The 23,474-nt window shown below is 64.1% G+C and carries 17 protein-coding genes; 5 read left to right on the top strand and 12 right to left on the bottom strand.

Features of this window, described 5'->3' with window-relative positions; all coding sequences use genetic code 11:
- Window positions 1–2: 2 nt before the first annotated feature.
- The 5 genes from AC1DEK_RS23425 to AC1DEK_RS23405 form a co-directional block, all read right to left on the bottom strand.
- A complete protein-coding gene (locus tag AC1DEK_RS23425) occupies window positions 3–695 on the bottom strand; it encodes a TorF family putative porin (RefSeq protein WP_478127693.1) in 693 nt (230 codons plus the stop codon).
- Window position 696: 1 nt separating this feature from the next.
- The gene (locus AC1DEK_RS23420) at window positions 697–1,947 is read right to left on the bottom strand and encodes a S8 family peptidase (RefSeq protein ID WP_478127692.1); all 1,251 of its coding nucleotides are present in this window, start codon (window positions 1,945–1,947) and stop codon (window positions 697–699) included.
- Window positions 1,944–2,636: an anti-sigma factor gene (locus tag AC1DEK_RS23415; RefSeq protein ID WP_478127691.1), complete on the bottom strand. Its 693-nt coding sequence runs from the start codon at window positions 2,634–2,636 to the stop codon at window positions 1,944–1,946. The genes AC1DEK_RS23420 and AC1DEK_RS23415 overlap by 4 nt, the downstream gene beginning before the upstream one ends.
- Window positions 2,633–3,238, bottom strand: a complete 606-nt coding sequence (locus AC1DEK_RS23410) for an RNA polymerase sigma factor (RefSeq protein WP_478127690.1) — start codon at window positions 3,236–3,238, stop codon at window positions 2,633–2,635. The genes AC1DEK_RS23415 and AC1DEK_RS23410 overlap by 4 nt, the downstream gene beginning before the upstream one ends.
- 165 nt (window positions 3,239–3,403) lie before the next feature.
- Window positions 3,404–5,197 (bottom strand): carboxylesterase/lipase family protein, encoded by a 1,794-nt coding sequence (locus AC1DEK_RS23405; RefSeq protein ID WP_478127689.1) that lies wholly within the window; start codon window positions 5,195–5,197, stop codon window positions 3,404–3,406.
- A 170-nt stretch (window positions 5,198–5,367) separates the two neighbouring features.
- Here AC1DEK_RS23405 and AC1DEK_RS23400 point away from each other — a divergent pair, with 170 nt between their 5' ends.
- Window positions 5,368–8,151 (top strand): MGH1-like glycoside hydrolase domain-containing protein, encoded by a 2,784-nt coding sequence (locus AC1DEK_RS23400; protein ID WP_478127688.1) that lies wholly within the window; start codon window positions 5,368–5,370, stop codon window positions 8,149–8,151.
- 4 nt (window positions 8,152–8,155) lie between these two features.
- Window positions 8,156–9,637: an alpha-amylase family glycosyl hydrolase gene (locus AC1DEK_RS23395; protein ID WP_478127687.1), complete on the top strand. Its 1,482-nt coding sequence runs from the start codon at window positions 8,156–8,158 to the stop codon at window positions 9,635–9,637.
- Between the two features lie 48 nt (window positions 9,638–9,685).
- Here AC1DEK_RS23395 and AC1DEK_RS23390 read toward each other — a convergent pair whose 3' ends face one another.
- On the bottom strand, window positions 9,686–10,354 hold the full coding sequence (locus AC1DEK_RS23390) for a hypothetical protein (RefSeq protein ID WP_478127686.1): 669 nt from the start codon (window positions 10,352–10,354) through the stop codon (window positions 9,686–9,688).
- Between the two features lie 1,162 nt (window positions 10,355–11,516).
- Window positions 11,517–11,861, bottom strand: a complete 345-nt coding sequence (locus AC1DEK_RS23385) for a hypothetical protein (RefSeq protein ID WP_478127685.1) — start codon at window positions 11,859–11,861, stop codon at window positions 11,517–11,519.
- A 551-nt stretch (window positions 11,862–12,412) separates the two neighbouring features.
- On the opposite strand from AC1DEK_RS23385, the gene AC1DEK_RS23380 reads away from it, so the two are divergent.
- From AC1DEK_RS23380 to AC1DEK_RS23370, 3 genes are all read left to right on the top strand, one after another.
- Window positions 12,413–13,333, top strand: coding sequence for a DUF6502 family protein (locus AC1DEK_RS23380; protein ID WP_478127684.1), 921 nt, complete (start codon window positions 12,413–12,415; stop codon window positions 13,331–13,333).
- Window positions 13,330–14,721: a DUF5666 domain-containing protein gene (locus tag AC1DEK_RS23375; RefSeq protein WP_478127683.1), complete on the top strand. Its 1,392-nt coding sequence runs from the start codon at window positions 13,330–13,332 to the stop codon at window positions 14,719–14,721. The genes AC1DEK_RS23380 and AC1DEK_RS23375 overlap by 4 nt, the downstream gene beginning before the upstream one ends.
- Window positions 14,722–14,918: 197 nt before the next feature.
- Window positions 14,919–16,379, top strand: coding sequence for a metal-dependent hydrolase family protein (locus tag AC1DEK_RS23370; protein ID WP_478127682.1), 1,461 nt, complete (start codon window positions 14,919–14,921; stop codon window positions 16,377–16,379).
- Between the two features lie 37 nt (window positions 16,380–16,416).
- Here AC1DEK_RS23370 and AC1DEK_RS23365 read toward each other — a convergent pair whose 3' ends face one another.
- The 5 genes from AC1DEK_RS23365 to AC1DEK_RS23345 form a co-directional block, all read right to left on the bottom strand.
- A complete protein-coding gene (locus AC1DEK_RS23365) occupies window positions 16,417–17,727 on the bottom strand; it encodes a TolC family outer membrane protein (RefSeq protein ID WP_478127681.1) in 1,311 nt (436 codons plus the stop codon).
- The gene (locus tag AC1DEK_RS23360; RefSeq protein WP_478127680.1) at window positions 17,724–19,826 is read right to left on the bottom strand and encodes a peptidase domain-containing ABC transporter; all 2,103 of its coding nucleotides are present in this window, start codon (window positions 19,824–19,826) and stop codon (window positions 17,724–17,726) included. The genes AC1DEK_RS23365 and AC1DEK_RS23360 overlap by 4 nt, the downstream gene beginning before the upstream one ends.
- Window position 19,827: 1 nt before the next feature.
- On the bottom strand, window positions 19,828–21,027 hold the full coding sequence (locus AC1DEK_RS23355) for a beta-barrel domain-containing protein (protein WP_478127679.1): 1,200 nt from the start codon (window positions 21,025–21,027) through the stop codon (window positions 19,828–19,830).
- Between the two features lie 36 nt (window positions 21,028–21,063).
- Window positions 21,064–21,891, bottom strand: coding sequence for a lysophospholipid acyltransferase family protein (locus AC1DEK_RS23350; protein ID WP_478127678.1), 828 nt, complete (start codon window positions 21,889–21,891; stop codon window positions 21,064–21,066).
- 548 nt (window positions 21,892–22,439) lie between these two features.
- On the bottom strand, window positions 22,440–23,474 hold the full coding sequence (locus AC1DEK_RS23345; protein WP_478127677.1) for a fimbrial protein: 1,035 nt from the start codon (window positions 23,472–23,474) through the stop codon (window positions 22,440–22,442).

The raw sequence follows: 23,474 nt of genomic DNA, 5'->3' as shown, positions 1-23,474 counted from the left end.
GTTCAAAAGGCGAGCGAAGCGCTCAGCACCAGCGCACCGCGCGATGCGCGTCCATAGGCAGTCGGGTAGACGGCGCTGCGGCCGCCTGCCACCCAGGCGAGCTGCACTTCCCACGCGTCGCGCGCGACGGCGGCCCCCAGGCTTGCATCGAAGCTCGCGTTGGCGTCTTCGGTGCGGGTGCCGCCGACTCGCATCAGCGCGCCGACGTGCGCCGTTGCGCGCATCAGGGCTGAAAGAGGCACGCCCACGTTGAATTCGCCATACACCGTACGCGCGCCGCTGCCGAAATAGTCGGGCGAGTAGTGCGCCCGCATGTTCCATCTCTCGCCATTCAGCCCAGCGAACACCTCGTAGTAGTCGTAGCGCGAGTCGGTGCCGAAGTGAACGCCGGTCACACCCGCTTCCCAGCCGAAGCGATCCGAAAGCCGGCTCGCGTACCCCGCATAGCCGAGCGCCTGCACTTGCCAGCGCGGCCGATACAGCATCACTTCAGTCAGCGACCCGCCGCCGAACCAGCCGCCCGGATCGTCATAGGCGGCGCTCAGGAGAAGGGTCGGCCGCTCGTCGCTGAGCGAAATGCCGCGATAGCGATAGTCGGAGAGGAGCGCGACGCTTGCACCGACCTGTGCGAAAGCGACGCCGCAGGCGAGGAAGAGCGAGGGGCAGAGCGCGGCACGCAGACCGGCGGTCGGCATGTCACTGACGCATGTTGAAGGGTGTCGTGGATCGCGTCACGGTGCGGACGCAGGCAGCATCGCCTGCGACGCGTGCCAGTGTGGCACAAGCGTCGATGTCTCCGCCGGGGAAGGCGACGACGCTGGCGAAGGAAGGCGCCGCTGCCGGTGCCGGCGATCGTTCGCGCATCAGGGCGAACAAGCCCGTCACGTGGGCTGCGGCATACGATGAACCGGACACGAGATTCCAGCGGCCACCCGGCAGGGTGGTTGGCACGTCGCGACCGGGGGCGACCAGCGTGCCGCGCAGTGCAGGCTCGCCGGTGTCGTCGGCGACTGCCACGACGCCCGCGTGCGATGCCGGAAATCCGCCGTCGGGCAACTTCCGGTCGAAGGCGCCGATCACGCTGATGCTGCGCGAGAGCGCGACATCGAGCAGCCTGTCGAGCAGGCGATCGCGCGGCCCGCTGAGGCTCAGGTTGATGACCGAGGCATCGTGCGTGATGGCGAAGTGAAGCGCCATCGCGAGGCTCAGGCTCGTACACAAGGTGCTGTCGCTGCTTTGCTGCCAGCATGCGCGCAAGGCAAGCAGACGTGCGTTCGGCGCGATGCCGACGATGCCGACGCCGTTGTCTGCGCGCGCGGCGATGATGCCCGCCACCGCCGTTCCATGGTCCTCGGCGACGTCACGGCGGCCGACGACGAAGTTCTCTCTGAGCACCACCTGGCCGACCAGGTCGGGGTGCAGTTCGTCGACGCCGCTGTCGACCACGGCGATGCGCACTTGTCGGCCGGTGGAGATCTCGTGCAGGTCTTGAAGGTGCCAGGCTTGCGCTACCGGTTGAAGCGGGTACAGCGGGTCGTCGTGGCCCGCCTGTGCCTGGAAGACGTTCATCGGCTGCGCCCAGGCCACGCGTGGATCGCGCGACAAGTCCTGCGCGACGCGTTCGGGCGATTGGCCGTCCGGCACGGCGATCACGAAGCAGTCCACACCCAGCAGCGGCATCGCCCAGTCGGTGATCAGTGTCAGGCCATGTTCGCGTGCGAGCGCTGCAGCCACGCGGCGCCGCGCACCGTGCGCCGGGCCGTCGCCGTAGCCGCCTGAATAGGCGCTCTCGGGCCGATAGTGCTCCGGCGGAAGGCGCAACAGCAGCAACACTTGCTGATCGGGAGCGGGCGTCGTGACGGTCGGCTCGGTCGGCGCGGCTACCGCGAGCGGCTGGACTGCGGCGAGGGAAAGCAGCCATGCCAGCACCACGAGAAGGCGCTTCATGGCGGCGCCCGGCCATCGAGCGACTCGACGAGCATCACCGTGCTTTCCTTGCGCATACGGTTGACCGCCGCTGTTTCGAGGCCGGCCGGCACCGCCAGCAGGTAGGCATCGGTGGCGGTCGGCCCATAGACCAACCGGGCTTCGCTTTCGCGCAGCACGCGTCGCATTTGCTGCTCCGTGGCCTCGGGTCGGAAGCGCACGATCAGGTTGCCATGAGTGGCGGCGCCACGCGGCGCGGGTCCGCCGAGTGCCCGGAAGCGCTGTTCCGGGACCACGGCCATCACGAGCACGCCGCTCAACGCCGCGACAAGCGCGCATTGACCGGCAAGCGCCCAACGAGTCAACACGGGAGTGTCCCGCCAGTGCGCCTTCAGGCGCGCCAGCAGTCCCTGGCGTCGTGGTGGCGATGCATCGGCGGCGATGCGCTCGCGCAATAGCGCGAATCCGTGGTCGGCGTTGCCGATGGGCGGAGGTTCCGAACTGGCGCAGGCGGCCTGAATCTCCCTTTCCCAGGCCAGTTCGGCCTGGCAGCGCGCGCATTCGGCGACGTGCGCTTCGACGCAGGCGCGTTCGTCCCTGGCTTGTCGATCTTCTTCGCCGGGGCTTGCGCCGGTGCGGACATACCACGGCAGCAGCGCCTGCACCTTCTGATGCACGTCCGTGCCGAGGGGAACGACGCGCCCGCTCACAGCCAATCCTCCAATCGACCGACGAGCAGGTTCTTCAATCTGCGACGGGCATGGAACATGCGCGTCTTCACGGTGTCCACGGGGCAGTCGACGATCTCGCTGATTTCGCGGCAACCGATGCCGTGGAAGTAGGTCAGGTGGACGACCGCGCGCTGCTCGAACGAGAGCTGGTCCATGGCCTGTGCCAGCACTTCGCGAATCTGCGACTGCGCGGCGCGGTACTCGGGATTGGCCTCCGCCGGCGCCGGCTGATCGTCGTCGCCTTCTTCCGAAATGGGCTCATCCAGCCGGCTCAACGCTTTCATGGCCTTGCGATAGCCGATCGCAAAGATCCAGGTCGACACCTTGCTGCGGCCGTTGTAGGTCGCGGCGCGGTTCCAGACCACCAGCATCGTGTCGTTGAGGACTTCTTCGACGAGGCCGGGGCGGCGCGTCAGGCGATCGAGAAAGCGCGTGAGGCGCGGGTGATAGGCGCGATAAAGCTGCTCGAAAGCCTGCAGGTCGCCCCTGGTCGTTCGGGCAAGCAAGCCCACCTCCGCGCGCTCGGCCAAGGACGCTTCCTCGGCCTGCGTGCGGATGGCATCGAGGGGCATGCTCGGCATCGGAAGCTCATGAGAGAGGGGCTCCAGCGCACTGTACTCCTCGTGCTCCGGGACGGGGCAGCCTGCCTTCGTGGGACGTGTTCGTGGGCCCATGCGCTTCTCGTGGGTTGGAACGGTTCATTCCAGCCCACGAGGAAACGGTTCAATGGACCCTGGGCCCCTGCGCTACTGTACGGAAATCGCCTTGCTGGTCGCCGTCGCGTCGAAGAGAAGCATCGAAGGCCACGGTTGCCAGGTGACGCCCAGCACCTGCGCGTTCGGGTCGCCTCGGCGGGCGAAGGCGCCCAGGCTTTTCATCATTGCTTCGGACAGTTGCAGCCGCCCCGGTTTGTTCGCGGTCGAGTTCGCGATGTTCGAGAAGAGCGAGGGCCCGAAAGTGCCGAAGATGAACGGCAAGTCAAAAGCGTGCGCCGCGCCATAGATGTCGTTCCAGGGCGCCGGCTCCTGGTCCCAGTCGAAGCGGTAATACCAGACCTCGTGCTGCTGCGCTTTCAGCGTGTTGAGCATGTTGTCGCGGCTGGCGATGAAGAAGATCTGGTTCAGCAAGTCCGTCTTTGCGTTGAAGCCCGTGACGGGCGTCGTCACCGGAAGGTATTGCGCCGGAATCCACTGGCCGATGCTCACCGCGGGCGGTGCGTCGGGGTTGTAGCTGAACTGGGTCGAGAACAAAGTTGCATCGCTCACGAGCCGGCCGCTGACGCCGCCGAGCGCGGGGGACAGCGCAAGGAAGGTCGGGAACAGCTTCGCCTCGTCGCGAGTGTTGCCCGCGAGCACGGGCACCCGCAGATAGTTCCCGGCGCGAATGGCGGCGATGGGATCGACGGGCAGGACGGCGCCGTCGGGGATGGGGCCGGAGCCTGCGAGCCCGAGCGGCGCGAGCTTGGTGAGCAGCGTGCCGAACAGCGTCGCGGGGCTCTTGGAGCGCAGATAGGCTGCGATCTGCGCGGGCGGTTGGCTGGCCACATAGGCGGCGGCGGAGGCGGCGTCGCTGGCGAGCCCGTCGGCAATAAGCTGGTTCGTGAGCAGGGCATTGCCCTGGGCGAGATACACCGGCTCTGGGCTCAGCGTCGGGATACTGCCGGGAGGCAGGTCCGTGGCAAGCGACAGTCCGCCGCTGAGCGGCACCGCGCGGTGGAAGAGCTTGTGGCGCGCGTTCGTGACCACGGGCGAAGCCAGGAGCGCATAGACGTTGATGGCCCCCGCTGACTGTCCCATCAATGTGACGTTGCGTGGATCACCGCCGAATTCATCGATGTCGCTTCGAATGAATTCAAGCGCCTTGACGATGTCGAGCAAGGCGAAGTTGCCAGAGTCTTCCTCCGGCTGGGTGCCCGACTTGAGTTGCGGCACGTCGAGGAAGCCGAAGATGCCGAGCCGGTAGTTCACCGTGACGACGACCGCCTGCGCCGCCTTGGCGAGCGCAGCGCCGTCGTAGACCGGGTCGGCCGTATAGCCCGACACGTCGCTTCCGCCGTGGACGAAGACGATGACGGGCAAGTCGTCCCGGTCATTCGCCGGACGCCAGATGTTGAGGTAGAGGCAATCCTCGTTGCCCACGGCCTGGTTCAGCGTGGTGCCGATGGTCGCGTCGTAGCGGTTGTTGACGCCCGGGCCGTAGATGCGGCCGTATTGCGCGCACGCATTGGCAAACTGCTGGGTCGCCTTGGGCTTCTTCCATGGATCGGGATCGACCGGAGCCTTCCAGCGCAGGTCGCCCACTGGCGGCTTGGCAAAGGGCACGCCCTTCCATGCGAGCGTCCCGGTGTTGCTGGAGTCGTCCACGCCAACGATCTTGCCGAAGTGGGTGCGCCGGGCAATGTCGGCACGGTCCGGGCGATTGCCGTGATCGCCGTGATCGCTGCGATCGTCGTGGTCGTCCCGACCCCAGGACGGCGTCTGCGCGAGAAGCGCGGCACACGCGGCTACAAAGCAGGCACTACGTATCGCATTGCGCATCATGGGCTTGTCTCCTCCAGGTTGGCTGGCAACGGTAAAAGCCACTACACGGGCGCGCCTACGGGATAAACCCGACTTCGCTTGTTTCACCTTGTTCCGGTGCTTCCATGTTTGTCTTGATCAAACATGCGGGGATGAGGCCCAATCGTGGTCGTTCCTCCAGGAGACCTCCCATGAGCACTGAACCTGCGGAAAAGCGACGGCTCGATGACGCGCATGCCAAGCGTGCGCCCTGGAAGAAGTGGGGTCCCTATCTCAGCGAGCGGCAATGGGGAACGGTGCGCGAGGACTACAGCGACAACGGCGACGCCTGGAACTACTTCACCCATGACCAGGCCCGCTCGCGCGCCTACCGCTGGGGTGAAGACGGCCTTGGAGGCATCAGCGACGACCATCAGATCCTGTGCTTTGCGCTGGCGTTGTGGAACGGGCGCGATCCGATCCTGAAGGAGCGAGCCTTCGGACTTGCCAACAGCGAGGGCAACCATGGCGAGGACGTCAAGGAGTACTACTTCTATCTCGACTCGACGCCGACGCACTCGTACATGAAGTACTTGTACAAGTACCCGCAGGCGGCCTACCCGTACAACGACCTGGTTTCCACCAACCGTGGGCGCGGCAAGCAGGAGGCTGAATACGAACTGCTGGATACAGGCGTGTTCGATGACAACCGCTATTTCGATGTCTTCGTCGAATATGCGAAGGCGGCGCCCGACGATGTCCTGGTGCGCATCACTGCGTTCAATCGCGGACCTGAAGCGGCGCCCCTTCATCTCTTGCCGACACTGTGGTTCCGCAACACGTGGACGCAGTCGGGTGGCGGCTCCAAACCGGTCCTGGAGCGTGTTGCCTCAAGCAGGATTGCGACGGTTCATGCGCGCCATACCGATCCGCTCTTTCTTGAATCGCTGGACGAGTACTACCTCTATTGCGATGGTGATGGCAACGCCGAAGTCCCGCTGCTCTTTACCGAGAACGAAACCAACAACGCGCGCCTCTTCGGCGGAACCAATGCCTCGGCCTATGTGAAAGACGCCTTTCACCGTTTCGTCGTCAACGCAGACTCGGATGCAGTCAATTTGGCAGGGCAGGGGACCAAGGTCGCGTCCCACTACAAACTCAGCGTGGCTGCGGGCCAATCGAAGTCGGTCCGGCTGCGGTTGACCACGCGAGGGCCCGAGGCGTTGCCGGCGCCCTTCGGCGACTTCGACGTCATCTTTGCGAATCGGCTGAAGGAAGCGGACGATTTCTACGCGTCGCTGACGCCTCCTACCGTTCAGGATGATCCTGACCGGGCGAACGTCATGCGGCAGGCGCTGGCCGGCATGCTGTGGACCAAACAGTACTTCTACTACGACCTCGATCTCTGGCTGGACGAGCACGGCGCCGGCAGCCAGCTGCCGCAATCGGAGCGCCGCAAAGTGCGCAACGTCGATTGGTCGCACATGTTCAACGACGACATCATCTCGATGCCGGACAAGTGGGAGTACCCGTGGTATGCCGCCTGGGACTTGGCTTTCCACATGATTCCGCTCGGCATGGTCGACCCGGACTTCGCGAAGCAGCAGCTCGACTTGATGCTGCGCAACGACTACCTGCATCCGAACGGTCAGCTTCCGGCCTACGAATGGAACTTCGGCGACGTCAATCCGCCGGTGCATGCGTGGGCGACGATGCAGCTCTTTCTGGTCGACAAGGAACGCCGCGGAGACAGCGGTGACATCGAGTTCCTGAAGTACGCCTTCTCCAAGCTGCTGGCCAACTTCACCTGGTGGGTCAACAGAAAGGACCGCACCGGCGCCAATGTGTTCGAGGGTGGTTTTCTGGGGCTGGACAACATCGGCGTGTTCGATCGCTCGGCGCCGCTGCCCACGGGTGGTTATCTCGATCAGGCAGACGGCACCGCCTGGATGGTGTTCTTCAGCCAGCAGATGCTTCGCATCTCCGTCGAACTGGCACTCAGCGAGCCTCTTTACGAGGAGTTCGTCGAGAAGTTCTTTCAGCACACACTCTTCATTGCCGGAGCGATGGACAGGGTGGGAGACCGCCAGGACGAGATGTGGGACGAAGAGGATGGCTTCTTCTATGACGTGCTGCGAATGCCCGACGGCAGCGCCACGCGCCTGAAGGTGCGCTCCATCGTCGGCCTTTTGCCGCTCGCAGCAGTCGCGGTGTTCGAGGAAAACATCGTCGAGAAGATGCCGAGGTTTCGCGAACGTGCGCGCATGTTCCTGATGCGCCATCCCGAGCTTGCGGCCAATGTGCATCTGCCGCAGGAGCCCGGCGTCGCAAATCGCCGGATGCTGTCGATCGTCAATGAAGAGAAGCTTCGCCGCATCCTCGCTCGCATGCTGGACGAGGACGAATTCTTCAGCCCCTACGGCATTCGCGCGCTGTCGCGGGTCCATCGCGATCACCCTTATGTCTTCGAGCACTCGGGCCAGTCGTATCGGGTCGCGTATGTGCCGGGGGATTCCGACTCGGGAATGTTCGGCGGCAATTCGAACTGGCGCGGCCCGGTGTGGATGCCCATCAACTTCCTGCTCTACACATCGTTGCTGCGCCTGTATGCCTATTTCGGCGAAGACTTCAAGGTCGAGTGCCCTACGGGCTCGGGGCGGATGATGACGCTGCTCGAAGTCGCCAAGGAACTGGGCGAGCGCCTGAGCCGGATCTTCGTGCGAGACAGCGAAGGCGAGCGGCCTGCGCACGGCAGCGCCCAGAGGTTCCGCGACGATCCGCATTGGCGCGATCTGGTGCTGTTCTACGAATACTTTCATGGAGACACGGGAGCGGGCATCGGTGCAAGTCACCAGACCGGCTGGACGGGTTGTGTTGCGCGCATCATTCAGACGAACGCCGTGCTGACGAAAGACCTGCTGCTGATGCCCGGTGCTGAAGCCGCGGCGGCGCGGGCGCTTCGAGGCAAGGCGGGGCCAGAGAATTCAGCGCGGTGATGCGGTGGCCAACCCTCGCTACCCGGCCCTCTATCAGATCAACACGCGCGTCACGCTGACGGGGTTGTCCGCCTCTTTGGGGCGCGCGGCGACGCTGGACGATATCGCGGACGCCGAACTCGATCGCTGGGCGCAGATGGGGTTCGACTGGATCTGGCTGTTGAGCGTCTGGCAGACGGGCGCTGCCGCTCAACGCATCTCGCGGAGCAACCCGCAATGGCGCCGCGAATTCGAGCAGACCTTGCCCGACCTTCGCGAGGAAGACATCGCAGGCTCTGGCTTTGCCATCACCGGCTATACCGTGCACCAGGGCCTCGGGGGTGATGCCGCACTCGCGAGATTGCGCGCGCGCATGCGCCAGCGAGGATTGCGCCTGATGCTTGACTTCGTGCCCAATCACATGGCACCGGACCACCCGTGGGTGGATGAACATCCCGATTACTTTGTCCATGGCAGCGAAGCCGATCTGGCGCGCGCTCCGCAGAACTACTGCCGCTTGACCACGAAGAGCGGGGAGGCGGTATTCGCCTATGGCCGTGATCCGTACTTCGATGGATGGCCTGACACGCTGCAGCTGAACTATGGCAACGCGGAGTTGCAGGCGGCGATGGTCATCGAGCTGGAGCGAATCTCGAGTCAATGCGACGGCGTGCGCTGCGATATGGCGATGCTCGTGCTGCCGGAGGTCTTCGAGCGCACCTGGGGCATTCGCGCCGCGCCGTTCTGGCGGCACGCGATCGATTCGGTGCGCGCTCGAAGTCCTGCGTTTCTCTTCATCGCGGAAGCTTATTGGGATATGGAGTGGACGCTGCAGCGGGAGGGATTCGACGACGCCTATGACAAGCGCCTGTATGACCGTTTGCGCGAGCAGCATGCGCGGCCTGTCCGAGAGCATCTGCTGGCGGGGCTGGACTATCAGGACAAGCTGGCGCGCTTTCTGGAGAACCATGACGAGCCTCGCGCGGCCTCGGCCTTTGCGCCTGAAGTTCACAAGGCTGCGGCAGTGGTGACCTTCATGTCGCCCGGGATGAGGTTCTTTCACCAAGGGCAATTGGAGGGGCGGCGCGCACGCATTTCGCCGCATCTGGTCCGCGCGCCGGTCGAGGCGGTGGACGAAGACATCGCGCAGTTCTACGCCCGGCTCCTCGAGATCCTGCATCGGCCGCTTCTTCGGGATGGCAACTGGAGCTTGCTGGAATGCGTTCCGACGTGGGCCGGGAATCCGACGTGGGACAGCTTCATCGCCTTTCGCTGGAACCTCTCATCGGGCGAGTGGTTGCTGGGCGTGGTGAACTACTCGCCTCAGCAGTGCCAGTGCTTCGTGAGCCTTCCCTTGTCGCAGCTTGCTGGTCGTATGTGGAGGTTGAAGGATCTGCTCGGGCAGGCTGTGTATGACCGGCCCGGGGATGATTTGCTCGACCGGGGGCTGTTTCTTGACGTGGCGGCATGGGGCTGTCATGTTTTTGAGGTGCAGTGGCTTGCCTGAAAGCGGGGTCGTGAGATCGAGGGGTTGAAGGGCTGCCTCGGGCAGTGTTCAACGGTCAACGGCCTGGTCCGCCGCCGGGCCCACCGCCTCCCGGGCCGCCGCCGGGACCGCCACCGCCTGGGCCACCGCCACCGCCGGGTCCACCGCCACCGCCACCGGGGCCTCCGCCGCCGGGACCACCGCCGCCACCGGGACCTCCGCCTCCAGGGCCGCCGCCGCCGGGACCGCCACCGCCGGGCCCACCGCCTCCGCCACCGGGACCTCCGCCGCCACCTGCGCCTGCGCCACCACCTCCGGCACCAGCGCCTGCGCCACCACCTCCGGCACCAGCGCCAGCGCCACCACCTCCGGCACCAGCACCAGCGCCGCCACCTCCGGCACCAGCACCTGCGCCACCACCTCCGGCACCAGCGCCAGCACCACCACCTCCGGCACCAGCGCCAGCGCCACCACCTCCCGCACCAGCGCCAGCGCCACCACCTCCCGCACCAGCGCCAGCGCCACCACCTCCCGCACCAGCGCCAGCGCCACCACCTCCCGCGCCAGCGCCAGCGCCACCACCCCCGGCGCCAGCGCCAGCGCCACCACCCCCGGCGCCAGCGCCAGCGCCACCACCCCCGGCACCGGCACCAGGACCTCCGGCACCGGCACCGGCACCAGGACCTCCGGCACCGGCGCCAGCGCCCGGGCCGCTACCACCGGCACCACCTGATCCACTTCCCGCTCCGGGTCCGCCGCCGCCCGAGGCCCCTCCCGCGGCTGCGCCGGCCTCAGGGGCTATGGCAGCGGCGAAGCCTCCTATGGCGCCAAGACCCTTCGACATCGCAGTTCCTGTTGCTCCCCGTCCAGAAGATGCTGCATTCACGCCAGACCCGGACTGCGGCGCCCGGCCTGAGGCCTGAGCTGCGTTCACACACAATGCTTCGCCAAACGGGTTGTAAGGATCGCAATGTGCCGAGCCGCCCTGGCCCGGAGCAGTTCGCGCCGCCGTTTGGACCGGAGGGCGCACAGGAGGCGTCTTCGGGGACCTGATGGCGCTCGCCGGTTCGACAGATGCAGATGGCCTCGGCTCGGAGGGCACCGCGACAGGGACCACCTCCCGACGCTCGCTTTCGGAAGTGCGCGCTGCGGCGTGCAGTGTTTCATCGTCCCGACGCGATGTGCGCACGTGCCGAGGCGCTGCGGTGACCATTCGTACTTGCGATTGCGATTGCGATTGCGATTGCGATTGAGATTGAGATTGCGGTTGCTCGTGCGTTTGTGCCCCCGTCGTCGCCTCATCAACAGCGGCAACTTGTGGCTGCGGCGGATCCGGCGCGGCGACGCTTGGCTCGGGCGGCACCGCCGGTACTTCGTTCGATGCGGCAGGGGTCGCGGCAGGAGGTTCCGCCGCAACGGCCGGAGCGCTTGCGGGCGGTGGTTCTGGCGCCGGCTTGATCGCTGGCAATTGCAATTGGGCCGATGCGGACGGCTTCGGTACAGGGCTGTACTCCGCTGCGTGCTTCAGATTCAAGTACCAGAGGACAAAGGCTGCGCTCGCGATGACGATGGCGATCAACATCAGGAGGACGGATGCATCCACGTTCTTCGGAAAATGAGCCTGCACATCGCGCCGGGGCCTGGGCGCGATCTGCCAGGAGTCCGGGGCGGCGGTCAGGGATTGGCCATGAACCGCCAGGGGCAAGTGCGGCAAGTGCGGCAAGTGCGCCCCAGTCGTCAAGGGCACGGAGGGCTCTGTCGGACCGAAGGCATTCGCCAGAGTGCGGACGCCGGAGAACTTTCCCGCACACCCCCGGCAGTACTTGGCGCGATCCCTGTTCGGTGTGTGACACGCTTCGCAGAACTTTGTCATTGCGCCACTCCGCCAGGCCCCGGTAATTCAAGGAATCGATATGAAGGCAGTGATCACGATGAGCGAACCGATCACCACCGAGAAGGCCAGGAAATCCACGGCCCACGCGCGCTCCGGCGCGGCAGCGTTGGGCCAGATGGAAGCCATGAGGTGCGTGCGCCTTGCGTGGTCTCCCGCGGCATAGAAGGCGGGCAATTTGTGCGAGCAGCACTTGCACAGTTGCGCCGAGCGCGTGTTGATGGTGTTGCACGCATCGCACACCTCTGCGGATGGCCTCCAGATTTGCATTCGCGCAAGATCCACGATGCTTCCGAAGGCGATGTCGGAGGGCCGGCGTGAAGACTCGACAGGAACAATGGCGGCAGTTGTCATGAAGGTTCTCCTCGTGTGAAGTTCATCCGGATTCATCGAGCCGGCCCTGCGGCACACGAACGCTGGGCCCTGGCTTTCCCGAAAGCGCGCTTCAGTCGCTGTTCCGTGACCGCGAGCCGCGCGAACAGTCGCAAATCGAGGTCCGTCGGCCCCGGGCCGCGCCCTTCGATCCGTTGCGCGAACGCGAGCACGATCCGCTCATGAATGGCTTCCCTTGCTCGCATCGCGATGACCCACGTCCTGCGCGAACTCATGGCGCGGACCGCGAGGAGTTCACGCGCGGTCAAGGTTCTGCTGCGTGCATCCAGCACAAAGTGCCTCGCTCGTCGACTCATCAATCTCATTCGTTGCGTGGCGGGGTTCGGCATGGGTTCCTCAGTTGCTAAAAATGTGAAAACTTCACAGATGTAATGCTCTTGTCCTATAGTGAATCCCGTGCTGATGTCAGACAGCGCCTGATGTCACTGTCCTATGCGTAACTGCCGGTTAACTTCACGGGTCCGGACCCAGGAACATCGCTATCTACGGCACTCGGCCTGAATGCCATGGCCATGAAACGGACTGCATCGAACAACGCCACGCACGAAAAGGCTCCGCGGCTGCTGCGCCAGCCGATGGTTCAAGCCCGCGAAGGCCAGCTCGGCTGGGTGCTCGAGGCGTGCGCGCGAGTGCTGCGTCCCCTGGTGAGGCTCGCGCTCTCGTTTGGCGTGAAGCACGCGCACCTCGAGGAATTGCTGCGCGATGTCCTGGTTGACGAGGCGCGTCGGGCGTGGTCCGCCAAAGGTACCGAAGCCAACATCAGCCAGTTGTCGGTCACGACCGGCTTGAACCGAAGAGTCGTGACCAGCAGGGTGCGAGAGGCTGACGCCTCCTTGCCGCAAACCGAGATGTCGGTCGAAGCCAAGACCTTGACCTTGTGGCTCGAGATGTTCGCGAACGATCCTGCCGCGCGGTTGCTGCCGATTGCATCGCAGGAAGCAGACGAACCATCCTTCGAGGCGCTCGCGCGCCGTGCGAGCCGTGGCAATGTTCATCACCGCGCTATCCTGGATGAGCTCGCGCGGCTCAACATGGTCATCGAGCATGAAGAGACGGCAGAGTTGGCGGTTGCTGCCTTCGTGCCCGTCGGCGACCTGAAGGCCATGCTCGCCTTCCTTGGCGACAACGCACGCGATCACTTGTTGGCCGGCGTATCGAATACCGTGGGCGGAAAGCCGCCGATGCTCGAGCGATCGGTTTTCGCGGCCGGCATTTCGCTGGCCGACTGCGAGCGGATTCATCAACTTGCGCGTGAACGCTGGGGAGGCCTTCACCACGAGTTGACCCAGGAAATGCGACGCGCCTTCGAAGCTGCGAACAAGCAGCAGAGGGGGCGCATTCGAGTCGGCATTTACACCTTCTACGAAGACGTCGAGGCTGAGCCCGCTGCGGCGAAGGTCGGCCCGTCCAAACCACCGAAAGTAAAAGCATGACGAAATTCCTTCCGCGCCACGGCCTGCTGTCGTTGTTCGCCGCCTTGCTGCTGTCATGCGGGGGAGGTGGCGGTGGAGGGGGCGGCGGAGCAGGCCTGGTCCTCGGGGTTTCGGCGCCTGGGAACCCCGGCGCAACCGCGACGAGCCCCGTCGGCGGTCCCGGTGGCGCTCCGGGTTCGGGGTCGGGCGTGGGTCCGGGTACGAGCGGCGACGCGAGTTCCGGGGGCAATGGTCTCGGCGGTATCGACGGCAACACGAACGGCGGCACCACGACGGCTTCGGGAGGCGACGACGGATCGGGCGTGGGCTCCGGCGGCACCGGCGTGACCACCGCGGATGCGGTCGGCGTCGGCACAGTCGACGGCGCGGGAAGCATCATCGTCAACGGACTTCGCTACGACACCAGCGCCACGGTAGGCCACGTCGAGGACGCTCCGAATGGAATTCAACTGGGAATGACCGCGAAGGTGACTGGACCGGTCGACGCGGAATTCACGGGCGGCATTGCCCATCAGGTCGACTCCGCTGCGGACTTGCGCGGCCCGGTCGAATCGCTCGATCTGTCAAAGGGCAGCTTCGTCATCCTCGGCACGCGGGTGACGACCGACGACGCCACCGTCTGGGCCGACGCGTCCGGGCTTTCCGCGATCCCCGTCGGCAAGACCTTGCAAATCTGGGGCTTGCCGTCCGGGCCTGGGGTGATTCGCGCGACGCGCATCGAGCAGCGCGATCCCTCGACAGCCATTCTGTCGGGACCCGTTCAGAACCTGGACGCGGCGGCCCATACCTTCACGCTCAGCGGCCTCGTGATCGACTATGGCAGCGCGGTTCTCAGCGGAAGCCTGAATAACCAGCCACTTGCGAACGGCACCATTGTTCGCGTGCGGGCCAACATCGCTTCACCGGGACGCCTCGGCGCCATGCTGGTGCAATGGTGGTATCCGGTGCCGACGGCGAATGCGACGACCGCTCACTTGGAGGGCGTCATCACGGACTATGCAGGACTGGGCACGTTCCGCCTGCTCGGCTTCCCGATTGACGCCAGCGCCGCGCAGATCACGGGCGGACCAGCCAGGGGTCTTGGCAATGGTGTGAAGGTGGTCGTCGGAGGCACAGTGTCGAACGGCGTGTTGCGGGCGACCAAGCTCAAGATCCGCAACGTGCCGGGCACCGGCGGACCGGCGTCGTTCAATCTCATTGGGCCGGTGGGCGCCTTCAAGTCGCCTTCCGACTTCCGCGTCAAGGGACAACCCGTGAATGCGGGCGGGCCGGGGGTCGTGTTCTCCAACGGCACGGCGGCCAATCTGGCCAACGGCGTCAAGGTGAACGTGCAGGGCACGCAGGTGATCGATGGCGTTTTGATCGCCAACACGGTCGCCTTCGAGTGAAGATCGAACCGGAGAGTCAGCGAGCCAGCAGTCAGCGAGCCAGCCCCAGCGACAAAGGCGAGAAATTGTCAACGGCATGCGCTTGCCTTGGCGGGATCGCCTCCTCCGCCTAGGATGACGGGTCCGCGCGGACAGGCGCCATGAACGCGCCTGCCTGTCGCGTGGACTCGATCGATTGCAACGGAGAAATTTGACTCATGTACGCCTGCGCATCCCTGACAGACGACGCCGTGGTGCGCCGCGCCGTATGTCTTTGCCACCGCCCGGAAATCCAGACGCTTACTAACCGCATCAACGCCGATCTGTCGCGCCGCGGCTTCGTCGTCGGAATGGCCGCTTCCATCGCATCGCTGGGCCTTCCGTTTCGGGCTCGCGCGCAGTCGGCTTCGCCTGCGGCGCCCAGGGCGGTGCTGTTCACCAATGTGCGGCTCTTCGACGGCAAGTCCGCTTCGGTGCGTGACGGCATGTACCTCCTGGTCGAGGGCAATCGCATCAAGGGCATCGGTACAGGCACGCCGGCTGCACCGGAGGGCGCACAGGTGGTCAACGCAGGCGGCCGTGTGCTCATGCCGGGCTTGATCGACGCGCATTGGCACTCCCTGTTTGCGGCCTTGCCCTTGCCTGTCCTGCTGCAGGGCAACATCGGCTACATCCATCTCGCCGCCGCCGGAGAAGCCGAGCGGACGCTCATGCGCGGCTTCACGACTGTGCGCGACCTCGGTGGCCCTGCCTTTGCATTCAAGCAGGCGATCGACGAAGGCCTGGTCGTGGGGCCGCGCATCTATCCCTGCGGCGCCATGATCACCGGCAGCGGAGGCCATGGCGACCTGCGTCCGCTGGGCGAGCTTCCTCGCAGCCCGGGTACGCCGAGCGCCGTCGAGAGAACGGGCGCGGCGGCGATCGTCGACGGCCCCGACGAGATCCGACTGCGCGTGAGAGAGCAGCTCACGCAAGGTGCATCGCAGGTCAAGCTGGTTGCTGGCGGCGGTGTCTCTTCACCGCGCAGCCCGCTGGATCTGACCACGCTGAGCGAGGCCGAACTGCGCGCGGGTGTCGAAGTCGCGCGCGACTGGAACACCTACGTCGCCGCGCACGCCTACGCGCCGACGACCGTGCAGCGCGCCATCAACGCAGGCGTTCAGTGCATCGAGCATGCGCATCTCATGGACGAGACCACGGCCAGGATGATGGCCGACAAGGGCGTCTGGCTGAGCATCCAGCCCTTCCTCTCGGAGGAAGATACCGGCCCCATGAGCGGCCCCAACCGAGTCGCGGCGCTGCAGGTCTTCGCAGGCACGGACAGCGCCTACAAGCTGGCCAAGAAGCACAAGATCAAGACGGCATTCGGGTCGGACATGCTGTTTGCGCCGGCCCTGGCGAAGCGCCAGGGCACGATGCTCACGCACCTGACGCAGTGGTATTCCACCAGCGAAATCCTCGCCATGGCGACTTCGGTCAATGCGCAATTGCTCGGCCTGTCCGGCCCGCGCAACCCGTACCCGGGCAAGCTCGGTGTGCTCGAAGAAGGCGCCTACGCGGACATGCTGCTGGTCGACGGCAACCCGCTGGACAACATCGCGCTGCTCGCCAATCCCGACGCCAGCCTTCTCGTCATCATGAAAGACGGCAAGATCCACAAGAACACGCTGAAGGCCTGATATGGCACTGGCGGCAGCGCTGGCGGGAGCCTTGTGACTATTGCGAAACAGGCCCACCGGGCGTCAGAAGCGCATCGACTTGCGCGACTTCATTGAGGTCCAGCGTGCCCGTTTCGGCCTTGAGCTCCAGCAGCGACATCAGCGATTCGTATCGCGCGCGCATGAGGCTCTGTTGGTTGGCATAGAGTTGGTCGACGGCGCGAAGCACGTCGCCGCTTGTCCTGCCGGACACCTTGAACCCGATCCGAGTGGATTCGAGCGCCTTGTGGGAGGTCGCCACGAGTTGCGCCAGCCGGTCGGTCCGCGCGAGGCTCCATCGGAAGCGCGAGAAGTGATCCCGCGTGGCAGCTTCCGCTTGCCGGGACGCCGACAGGAGTTCAGCTTGTGCCTTGTGTTCCAGCGAGACGGCTTCCTTGTGGCGCGCATGCGTTTCTCCGCCGTTGAAGAGGGGGACGGTGATCGTCAGCATCGCTGTCGTCGTCGACGCGGGCTGCGAATAGCCCGCTGCCGCGCCGGCCGGCGTATGGTTTGCCGTCAGGCCGATCACCGGATAGTGCTCGGATCTCAACTTGCCCACTTCGAGTTCCGCAATGCGCAGCTGGATCTGTTGGCGTTGCACAGCATAGTTCTGCGATCGCGCCTGTGTGACCCAGCGTTCCGCGTCCTGTGGCTCCAGCGTTGGGCGTATCGCGGTGTCCGGCAAAGCCGACAGGAACGTGACGGGCACGCCGGTCGCCTGCTCGACCGCGCGATATTTCAGGCGTAGTTCGTTCTGCGCATCCATCTGCTGCAGGATCGCCTGCTGGCCGACGGATTCGGCTTCGTCCAGATCGATCACCGTGGCTTCGCCTGCGGCCTGCTGGCGGCGAAGCACCTCGAGATGCGAAGCGACCGCTGCCGCGTAATCCGTCGCTCTCTTGAGCTCGTCCTCGGCGGAAAGCGCCTCGAAGTAGTTGCGCGCCGCACGCAGGATCGTTGCCTGGTGCGCGTCGGCGAGATCGACCGCGCCACGCGCCACGATGAGATCCGCCTGCTTGTAGCTGGTCCAGCTCGTCCAGTCGAACAGGGGTTGCGACAGGCCGACGGTCCAGCCGTTCTGCCAATAGTCTGCCGTCGGAAGTCCATCGGTGGCGGTTCGGTTGTAGGCGCGTCCCCAGCCTGCGCTGAGCTTCGGCAACAGAGCGGCGCGCGCCTTGGGAACCGCTTGTCGCGCTGCCTCATAGCCTGCGCGAGCCTGGGCAAGATCCGCGTCGTGCTGGATGGCCGAGTCGATCACCGTCATGAGGTTGGCAGCGTTCGCACCAACTGCCTGGGCAGACAAGGCCAGCAAGAGCACCCTCAGCTTCATACCAGCGCTCCTGTCCGCCGGTCGCGCACGAGCCGACCTTCGACCAGTTCGTAACGCGTCTCGAAGGCGGATGCCAGGTGCATGTCATGGGTGATGACGACCACGGTGCAGTCCAGCCTTTGCAGCAGCGCGGCGATGCGCCGCACCGAGGCCGGGTCCAGGTTGGACGTCGGCTCATCGAGCAGCAGCAATTCGCGCTGCTGCATCTGGTAGAGCGCGCGGGCCAGGAGGAGGCGTTGGCGCTGCCCTGCGGAGACGTTTGCCATCGTGTCGCTGATGATCGTTCGCGTGCGCATCGGCAACCGCATGATGTCATCGAGCAAGCCGACATCTTCGAGCAGCGAATGAATGCGCGCCTCGTCGGCGTTTCCTTCGAACGAGGACACGTTGTCGGCAATGGTCCCGTGCAGAATGATGTCGCCCTGCCGCATGTGAACCGCGTGGCGTCGAATCTCGTCGACCGCGAGGTTGGGCCACGCAATGCCATTCAGGGCGATGTGCCCTTCGCTGAGCGGCTCCGCGGCCGCAAGCAGCTTGAAGATCGTTGACTTTCCGCTACCGGATGGTCCGGTGATGGCGATCTTGTCGCCCTTGCGGATGTCGATGCTCGCCTCCTCGAGCGTCGGGCGGTCCGACACGCCGTAGCGAAAGGTCACATCGCGCATCTCGATGCGTTGAAACTTGCGCACTTCCACGCTCTTGCGGCTGTCGCTCAATGGCGTGTAGCGCTCCGGGTCGCACTTGACGATGTCATCCACCCGGGCGACCGGCACGCTCAGCATGAAATAACCGAAGGCGGCATTGATGGAGCGTGCGAGCCGCTCCGACATCAGTGACTTGTAGATCAGGAACGAATAGAAGACGCCTACGGAGACAACGCCACTGAGCATGAAATTCGCCGCCAGCCAAGTGATGACGATCATGTCTCCGTAGTCGAGCAGCTTGAGCACGCCATCGCGCATGCTCCCCAGCCGGCTGCCTTGCAGGACCGCCGCGATGTATGCCTTGTACTTCGCCATGTAAATTGCCGTGCGCCGTGTCTCGCCTTGCGCCAGCTTGATGAGGGTCGCCGCGCGGATCGTTTCGAACAGCGCGTCATCGCAGCGCGCGGAGTTCTCCATCACGAGCGCGTGCGCATCGCGCATGGGCAAGAAGAGCGCGAAGGAGACGGCCACGTAGAGCGCAAAGATCAGGAGCGCTACGATCGTCAGCTGCCAACTCTGGACAAGCATCAGCACCAGCGCGAGCGCGGCTGCCGCCAAGTCGATGTACAGCGAGATGCGAGTTCGCGTTGCATACGCGCTGATCTCATCCTGCGCCTTAATCCGGGCGAACAAATCGCCCACGTTGCGCTTCTCGAACCAAGGGATGGGATTGCGCAAGAGATGCCCGAGCAACCCTGCTGTCATGTTGATCTGCGCCAAACCGTACAACAGTTCGACGAGGTAGCTCTGGACGAACTGGCTCAGCGCGCCAATGACAAAGATGCTGGCGAAGGTTAAGGCCAACACGTTCAACAGGTTCAGGTTGTCAGTGGCCACGACCTGGTCGAGTACGAGATTGCCGAGGTAGGGCATCGCCAGGATGGCGAACTGACCGCCCAGCGCGACGAACATCACCTTTGCGATTTGCGCGCCGAGTTGCGGATTGCATGAGCGCACGCGAGCCAACGCTGCTGGCACGCCGGACTTGGCCCGGATGCGCTGCATCTGCGGTGTCGCCGTGCACTCGAGCAAGTAGCCGGAGACATTCGTCGTGAAAGTTTCCCTGGTCACGCGCCGGCGACCGGAGGCCGGATCGATGAGGTGCACGTAGCCGCGGACAACCTTCTCGAACACCACGAAATGCGCCCCGCCGAAGTGGACGATCGATCCGCGCGAAAGCTCTGACAAATTCGCGGGGTCGAATCGATACGGCTGCACCGACAGGCCGAAATCCACGGCAACGTCGTACAAATCCATGAGCGTCAGGCCGTTGGCGGAGATCGGGCGATAGGCCGACAGCTCGCGCACTTCAGTGGCACGGCCGAGGTGCGACAGGACCATGGCCAGGCACGCATAGCCGCATTCGGCGACTTCGTTCTGATAGATCGTGCGCACGTCAGCCCCTCAGCACGCGAAACAGGGGAGCGAGAACCCACTCTGCGATCGTTCTGCGCTCGACGACGATGCTGGCCGTCGCACGCATGCCGGAAAGGATCTTGAATTGCTGGCGCTCGAATTCGAAGGTGTCGCCGCGCAGCGTCGCCCATGCCATGTAGTCGCCGCCGCCTTCCGCCGCCGACGGGTTGGGCGTGCCTTCCGTCGGAGCGGAGGCCCGCATGGTCGTCCCCGAAATCGAATCGATCCGGGCTTCGTAGCTGCCGAATCGCTCGTAGGGGAACGCGTCGAACTTGAGCCGAACCGTCTGACCCTCGCGCACGAAGCCGCGCCGCCGCGATGGAATGTGCAGCGCGGCGCGCAAGGGCCCGCTCTCGGCCGTGTCGATGACCAACGCGACATCTTCCGGTTCCAGCGACTGGCCGGCGACCAGATTGGAAAAGGACACGACCCCCGCCTTCGGCGCGGAGATTGTCATGTTCTGCCGCGCCTCTTCGAAGCGCACGCTCAGGTCCTGGAGTTCGCGCGCATGCTGCGCGTCGAGCGACGCGAGCTGCGTCTCTACATCGGTTTGCGTGCTTCGCAGCATGGCCAGCTCGCCCTGCAACTGCTGGCGCCGCGCCGCGCCCTGTGCGACGACGGCTTTCGCCTGGTGCATCTCCGCCGTGGCCTGCTCGATCCGGTCGACCATCACGTAGTCGGAGACGGATTGCAGCCGCGTGACCTTCTTTTCGAACTGGTACACCAACCGGCGGTTGTGAACGAGTTGATCGTCGAGTGCCGCAGCTTCTGCCCGCCGGCTGGTCTGCGTGAGCAGGGAAGCGTCCAACTGCGCCTTCAGGTTGCTTTTGCGTTGGCTGTATTGCATTGCGATCGTTCGAACCTGCTCGTCGCGCACCTGTTCATCGAACAGGGGGCGCTGGCGGCCGTCGCTCGACAGTGAGAGATCCTTTTCGAGAACGAACAGGGGCGTGCCTTGCGCGACGTGTTCGTTCGCCTGAACGTGGACCACAGAGACGAGCCCGGTCAGGCCCTGGATTTTGAAGTCCGCGGGAGAAACGATTTCACCCTTCACGTCCTGCTTCAGTTCGATCTCGTGAAAAAACGCAAAGGCGATTGCGACCGCGAGAAATGTCGATGTCGCGTAGCAAATCCATCGCCAGGAAATGTCGCCAAAATGAGGGAGGTGGGTCGAATCCATATGAACGCTGTCCGCATCAGGTGCAGCGTGTTCGCTTTATTTGGCTGGGGAGAAGGCGTACATGGAGGGGTGACCTCCGAGAAGCCAGTTCGGATAATTGTCGATCAATGCAGTTTCGATGCGATGAGCGAGTTGTTGCGGTGCATCGGCGTCGGCGAGCGCCATGGGCTCGAATAGCTTGGCACTGAATCGCCCCTGGTCGAAGCGCAGATAAAACGCCAAAAGCACGGCATTATGAGATGCGCCAAGCCGAAACACGCCATTGTGAATGCGCGCATTTCGATTGAACATCGAAACATCGACCGTCTGCATCGGATATTGGTGCATTGCAAATGGCGGCGCGTCGGTGAACATGGCGACAATGCCGTTGCGCCTCAGCGCCCGTGCAACACGCACGCCTAATCCATTGCGGTTTTCATCTCCGTAGGTGTACAAGACCTTGATGCCCGGAATTTGCGCATCGTCGTTCCCATAGATATGTCTGGGAACACCAGAGACAACAGAAATTGATTCAACGCCCAAAAGTTTCTGCAATTGATCTATGACATAGATGTTCGCGTATTGGGAGACGTAGTGGAATGGCGAAACGACGACGGGACGCTCCGGAGTCCTGGCCTTTAGACGAGCAATCTCATCGGCCAATGCCGCAGCCACCGTTTGCAGGTCTGGCCAGGCTTCATCGGCTCGCCGGCGCCTCCCGAAATAAATCCGCCGATCAATCAGACTTTCCAGCAAGGAGCCAGCGCTTGCGCGGCGCGCAAGCGCTGGCGTCAAGTGGAACATTTCGCGACCCATTTCAGCGCGTACCACGCCATCGGTGCGGATGCGACGACTGAAGAAACTGGCAACGAAAAACCAAACCATTATCGGCCGGCCACATACGGCCAATGGAATGCGGCCTATCAGTTCAGTCTGAATTTTGTATTTTGTGCGCGTAATCCAGTGTCGCAAAGCAAAGCAAGATTTATTCCGTTTTCACTGATGCGTAAACGGACCTTTCGGTCCGTTTACGCCTTTTTCAGGACGTCAGAAAGGAGCGGTCGGGTTACCTGGATAGTTAGGCGGCGGTGCCGGTATTGCCGGTGCTGGCGGGCAAGCTTTCTTACAGCATTTTGCGGCGCCTCCTGCGATCAACGATTTTGCAAGTTCATCCCTGTCAATTTTATGCATTTTATAACACTAGAGTTTCAGATAGTGCACTCATTAATTGAGTGCGGGCGAATGATATTTCAATTCCCGACACATCGGGGAAATCGCTCGAGAGACTTGTTTTATTCGTGCATTTCTTCTCGCTTTGGATTTTTATGACGAATTGAGTTCGATCTTTTGATGCAAAGGGGAAAGAATATTTTGATCCATTCGGTTGAACTGGATGGCACGCACGCGGTGATCAGGAATTGCGCATTGGATGACTACTTATAGTTGAGCGTGAATGTCGCGGTGCCGTCGGCGCGACCCGTCGTCACTCGGCTGCCCGTCTGAAAATAGCGCGCGGTGTACGGGAGCACATAGGCGCCATCCTTCGATTGGCCCACCAGCGCGTCGTCGCCGAACGTCACCGGGGCGGCGGCGTTGTTGTCAAGGATCTGAATCCCGACACCGCTGGCAACGTTCGTGCCGCCTTGCGTGATCTGCAGTACCCCCGGCTGGTTCGATGGGTCCTGTGTTGCATCCATGCGCAGATAGACCGTGTTCCGCATGTTCGCGCCAGCGCCGCAGTTCAATGTGATGTTGAAGTTCTGGTCGTAGTTGGCGGCAGGGGAGCCCCTGGCGCTGAAGCTGGTGAGCGGCACCTTGCCGAACCGCACCGGGATGTTGCGCGAGCCCGCGTCCACGGTGCACGAAGGAGTAATGATCGTGGTGCCGGTGCCTAGGAGTTGGGTTGTCAGTACCGAATACGCCGGGCCATCGTCGCCGTAGTAGCGGGTGTAGATGCCATGGGCGAGTGGGCCATTGCCAGTGATCGGTGCCGTCTTGATCAGTTCCACCTGGAACTGCGTGCCGACCCCGAAATGGAAGGCTTGGGTGATGTCTGTCCGAACCGTGTGCGGGTAGTAGACCGTCTCCGTGGATGAGATCTTGCGCGACAGCCGGATGCCCACGCCCGACACTGCGGTCGAGTAGACGTCGGGATAGTTCGGGTCCGGCGCCCCCTGCAGCATCACGCCGTTCACCGTGCCGCCGCCCGAGCAACTGACTATGTTCTCGGCCGGGCCGTTGGCCTGGAACGGGAACTGCCTCGACGCGATGAGGCCGCCCACCGGCGTGCCCGGAGAGATGAGGACGTTGCCCATGTCCATGTTGACGATGCGCTCGGCGACGCCAGGGGCGCGCGTGCATGCCGCCCAGGCGCCGGGCGCGCCGAACAGTAGGCACAAGGCCAGCAAGGCTGCGCGCGCTCGACCGCGCCGCAGGCCCTTCGTCGTTGAAGATCGAGTGCTGCTCAT

The sequence above is a fragment of the Variovorax sp. 10N420 genome (assembly GCF_056394705.1).
The sequence above is the reverse complement of the archived record's forward strand: the minus strand, read 5'-3'. Positions and strand labels throughout refer to the sequence as shown.

Bases quoted from the DNA above. Each gene is read 5' to 3' on its own strand.
- AC1DEK_RS23425 (WP_478127693.1), bottom strand. From the start codon at position 695: ATGCCGACCGCCGGTCTGCGTGCCGCGCTCTGCCCCTCGCTCTTCCTC.
- AC1DEK_RS23420 (WP_478127692.1), bottom strand. From the start codon at position 1,947: ATGAAGCGCCTTCTCGTGGTGCTGGCATGGCTGCTTTCCCTCGCCGCA.
- AC1DEK_RS23410 (WP_478127690.1), bottom strand. From the start codon at position 3,238: ATGCCGAGCATGCCCCTCGATGCCATCCGCACGCAGGCCGAGGAAGCG.
- AC1DEK_RS23405 (WP_478127689.1), bottom strand. From the start codon at position 5,197: ATGATGCGCAATGCGATACGTAGTGCCTGCTTTGTAGCCGCGTGTGCC.
- AC1DEK_RS23400 (WP_478127688.1), top strand. From the start codon at position 5,368: ATGAGCACTGAACCTGCGGAAAAGCGACGGCTCGATGACGCGCATGCC.
- AC1DEK_RS23385 (WP_478127685.1), bottom strand. From the start codon at position 11,861: ATGACAACTGCCGCCATTGTTCCTGTCGAGTCTTCACGCCGGCCCTCC.
- AC1DEK_RS23380 (WP_478127684.1), top strand. From the start codon at position 12,413: ATGAAACGGACTGCATCGAACAACGCCACGCACGAAAAGGCTCCGCGG.
- AC1DEK_RS23375 (WP_478127683.1), top strand. From the start codon at position 13,330: ATGACGAAATTCCTTCCGCGCCACGGCCTGCTGTCGTTGTTCGCCGCC.
- AC1DEK_RS23370 (WP_478127682.1), top strand. From the start codon at position 14,919: ATGTACGCCTGCGCATCCCTGACAGACGACGCCGTGGTGCGCCGCGCC.
- AC1DEK_RS23365 (WP_478127681.1), bottom strand. From the start codon at position 17,727: ATGAAGCTGAGGGTGCTCTTGCTGGCCTTGTCTGCCCAGGCAGTTGGT.
- AC1DEK_RS23355 (WP_478127679.1), bottom strand. From the start codon at position 21,027: ATGGATTCGACCCACCTCCCTCATTTTGGCGACATTTCCTGGCGATGG.
- AC1DEK_RS23350 (WP_478127678.1), bottom strand. From the start codon at position 21,891: ATGGTTTGGTTTTTCGTTGCCAGTTTCTTCAGTCGTCGCATCCGCACC.
- AC1DEK_RS23345 (WP_478127677.1), bottom strand. From the start codon at position 23,474: ATGAGCAGCACTCGATCTTCAACGACGAAGGGCCTGCGGCGCGGTCGA.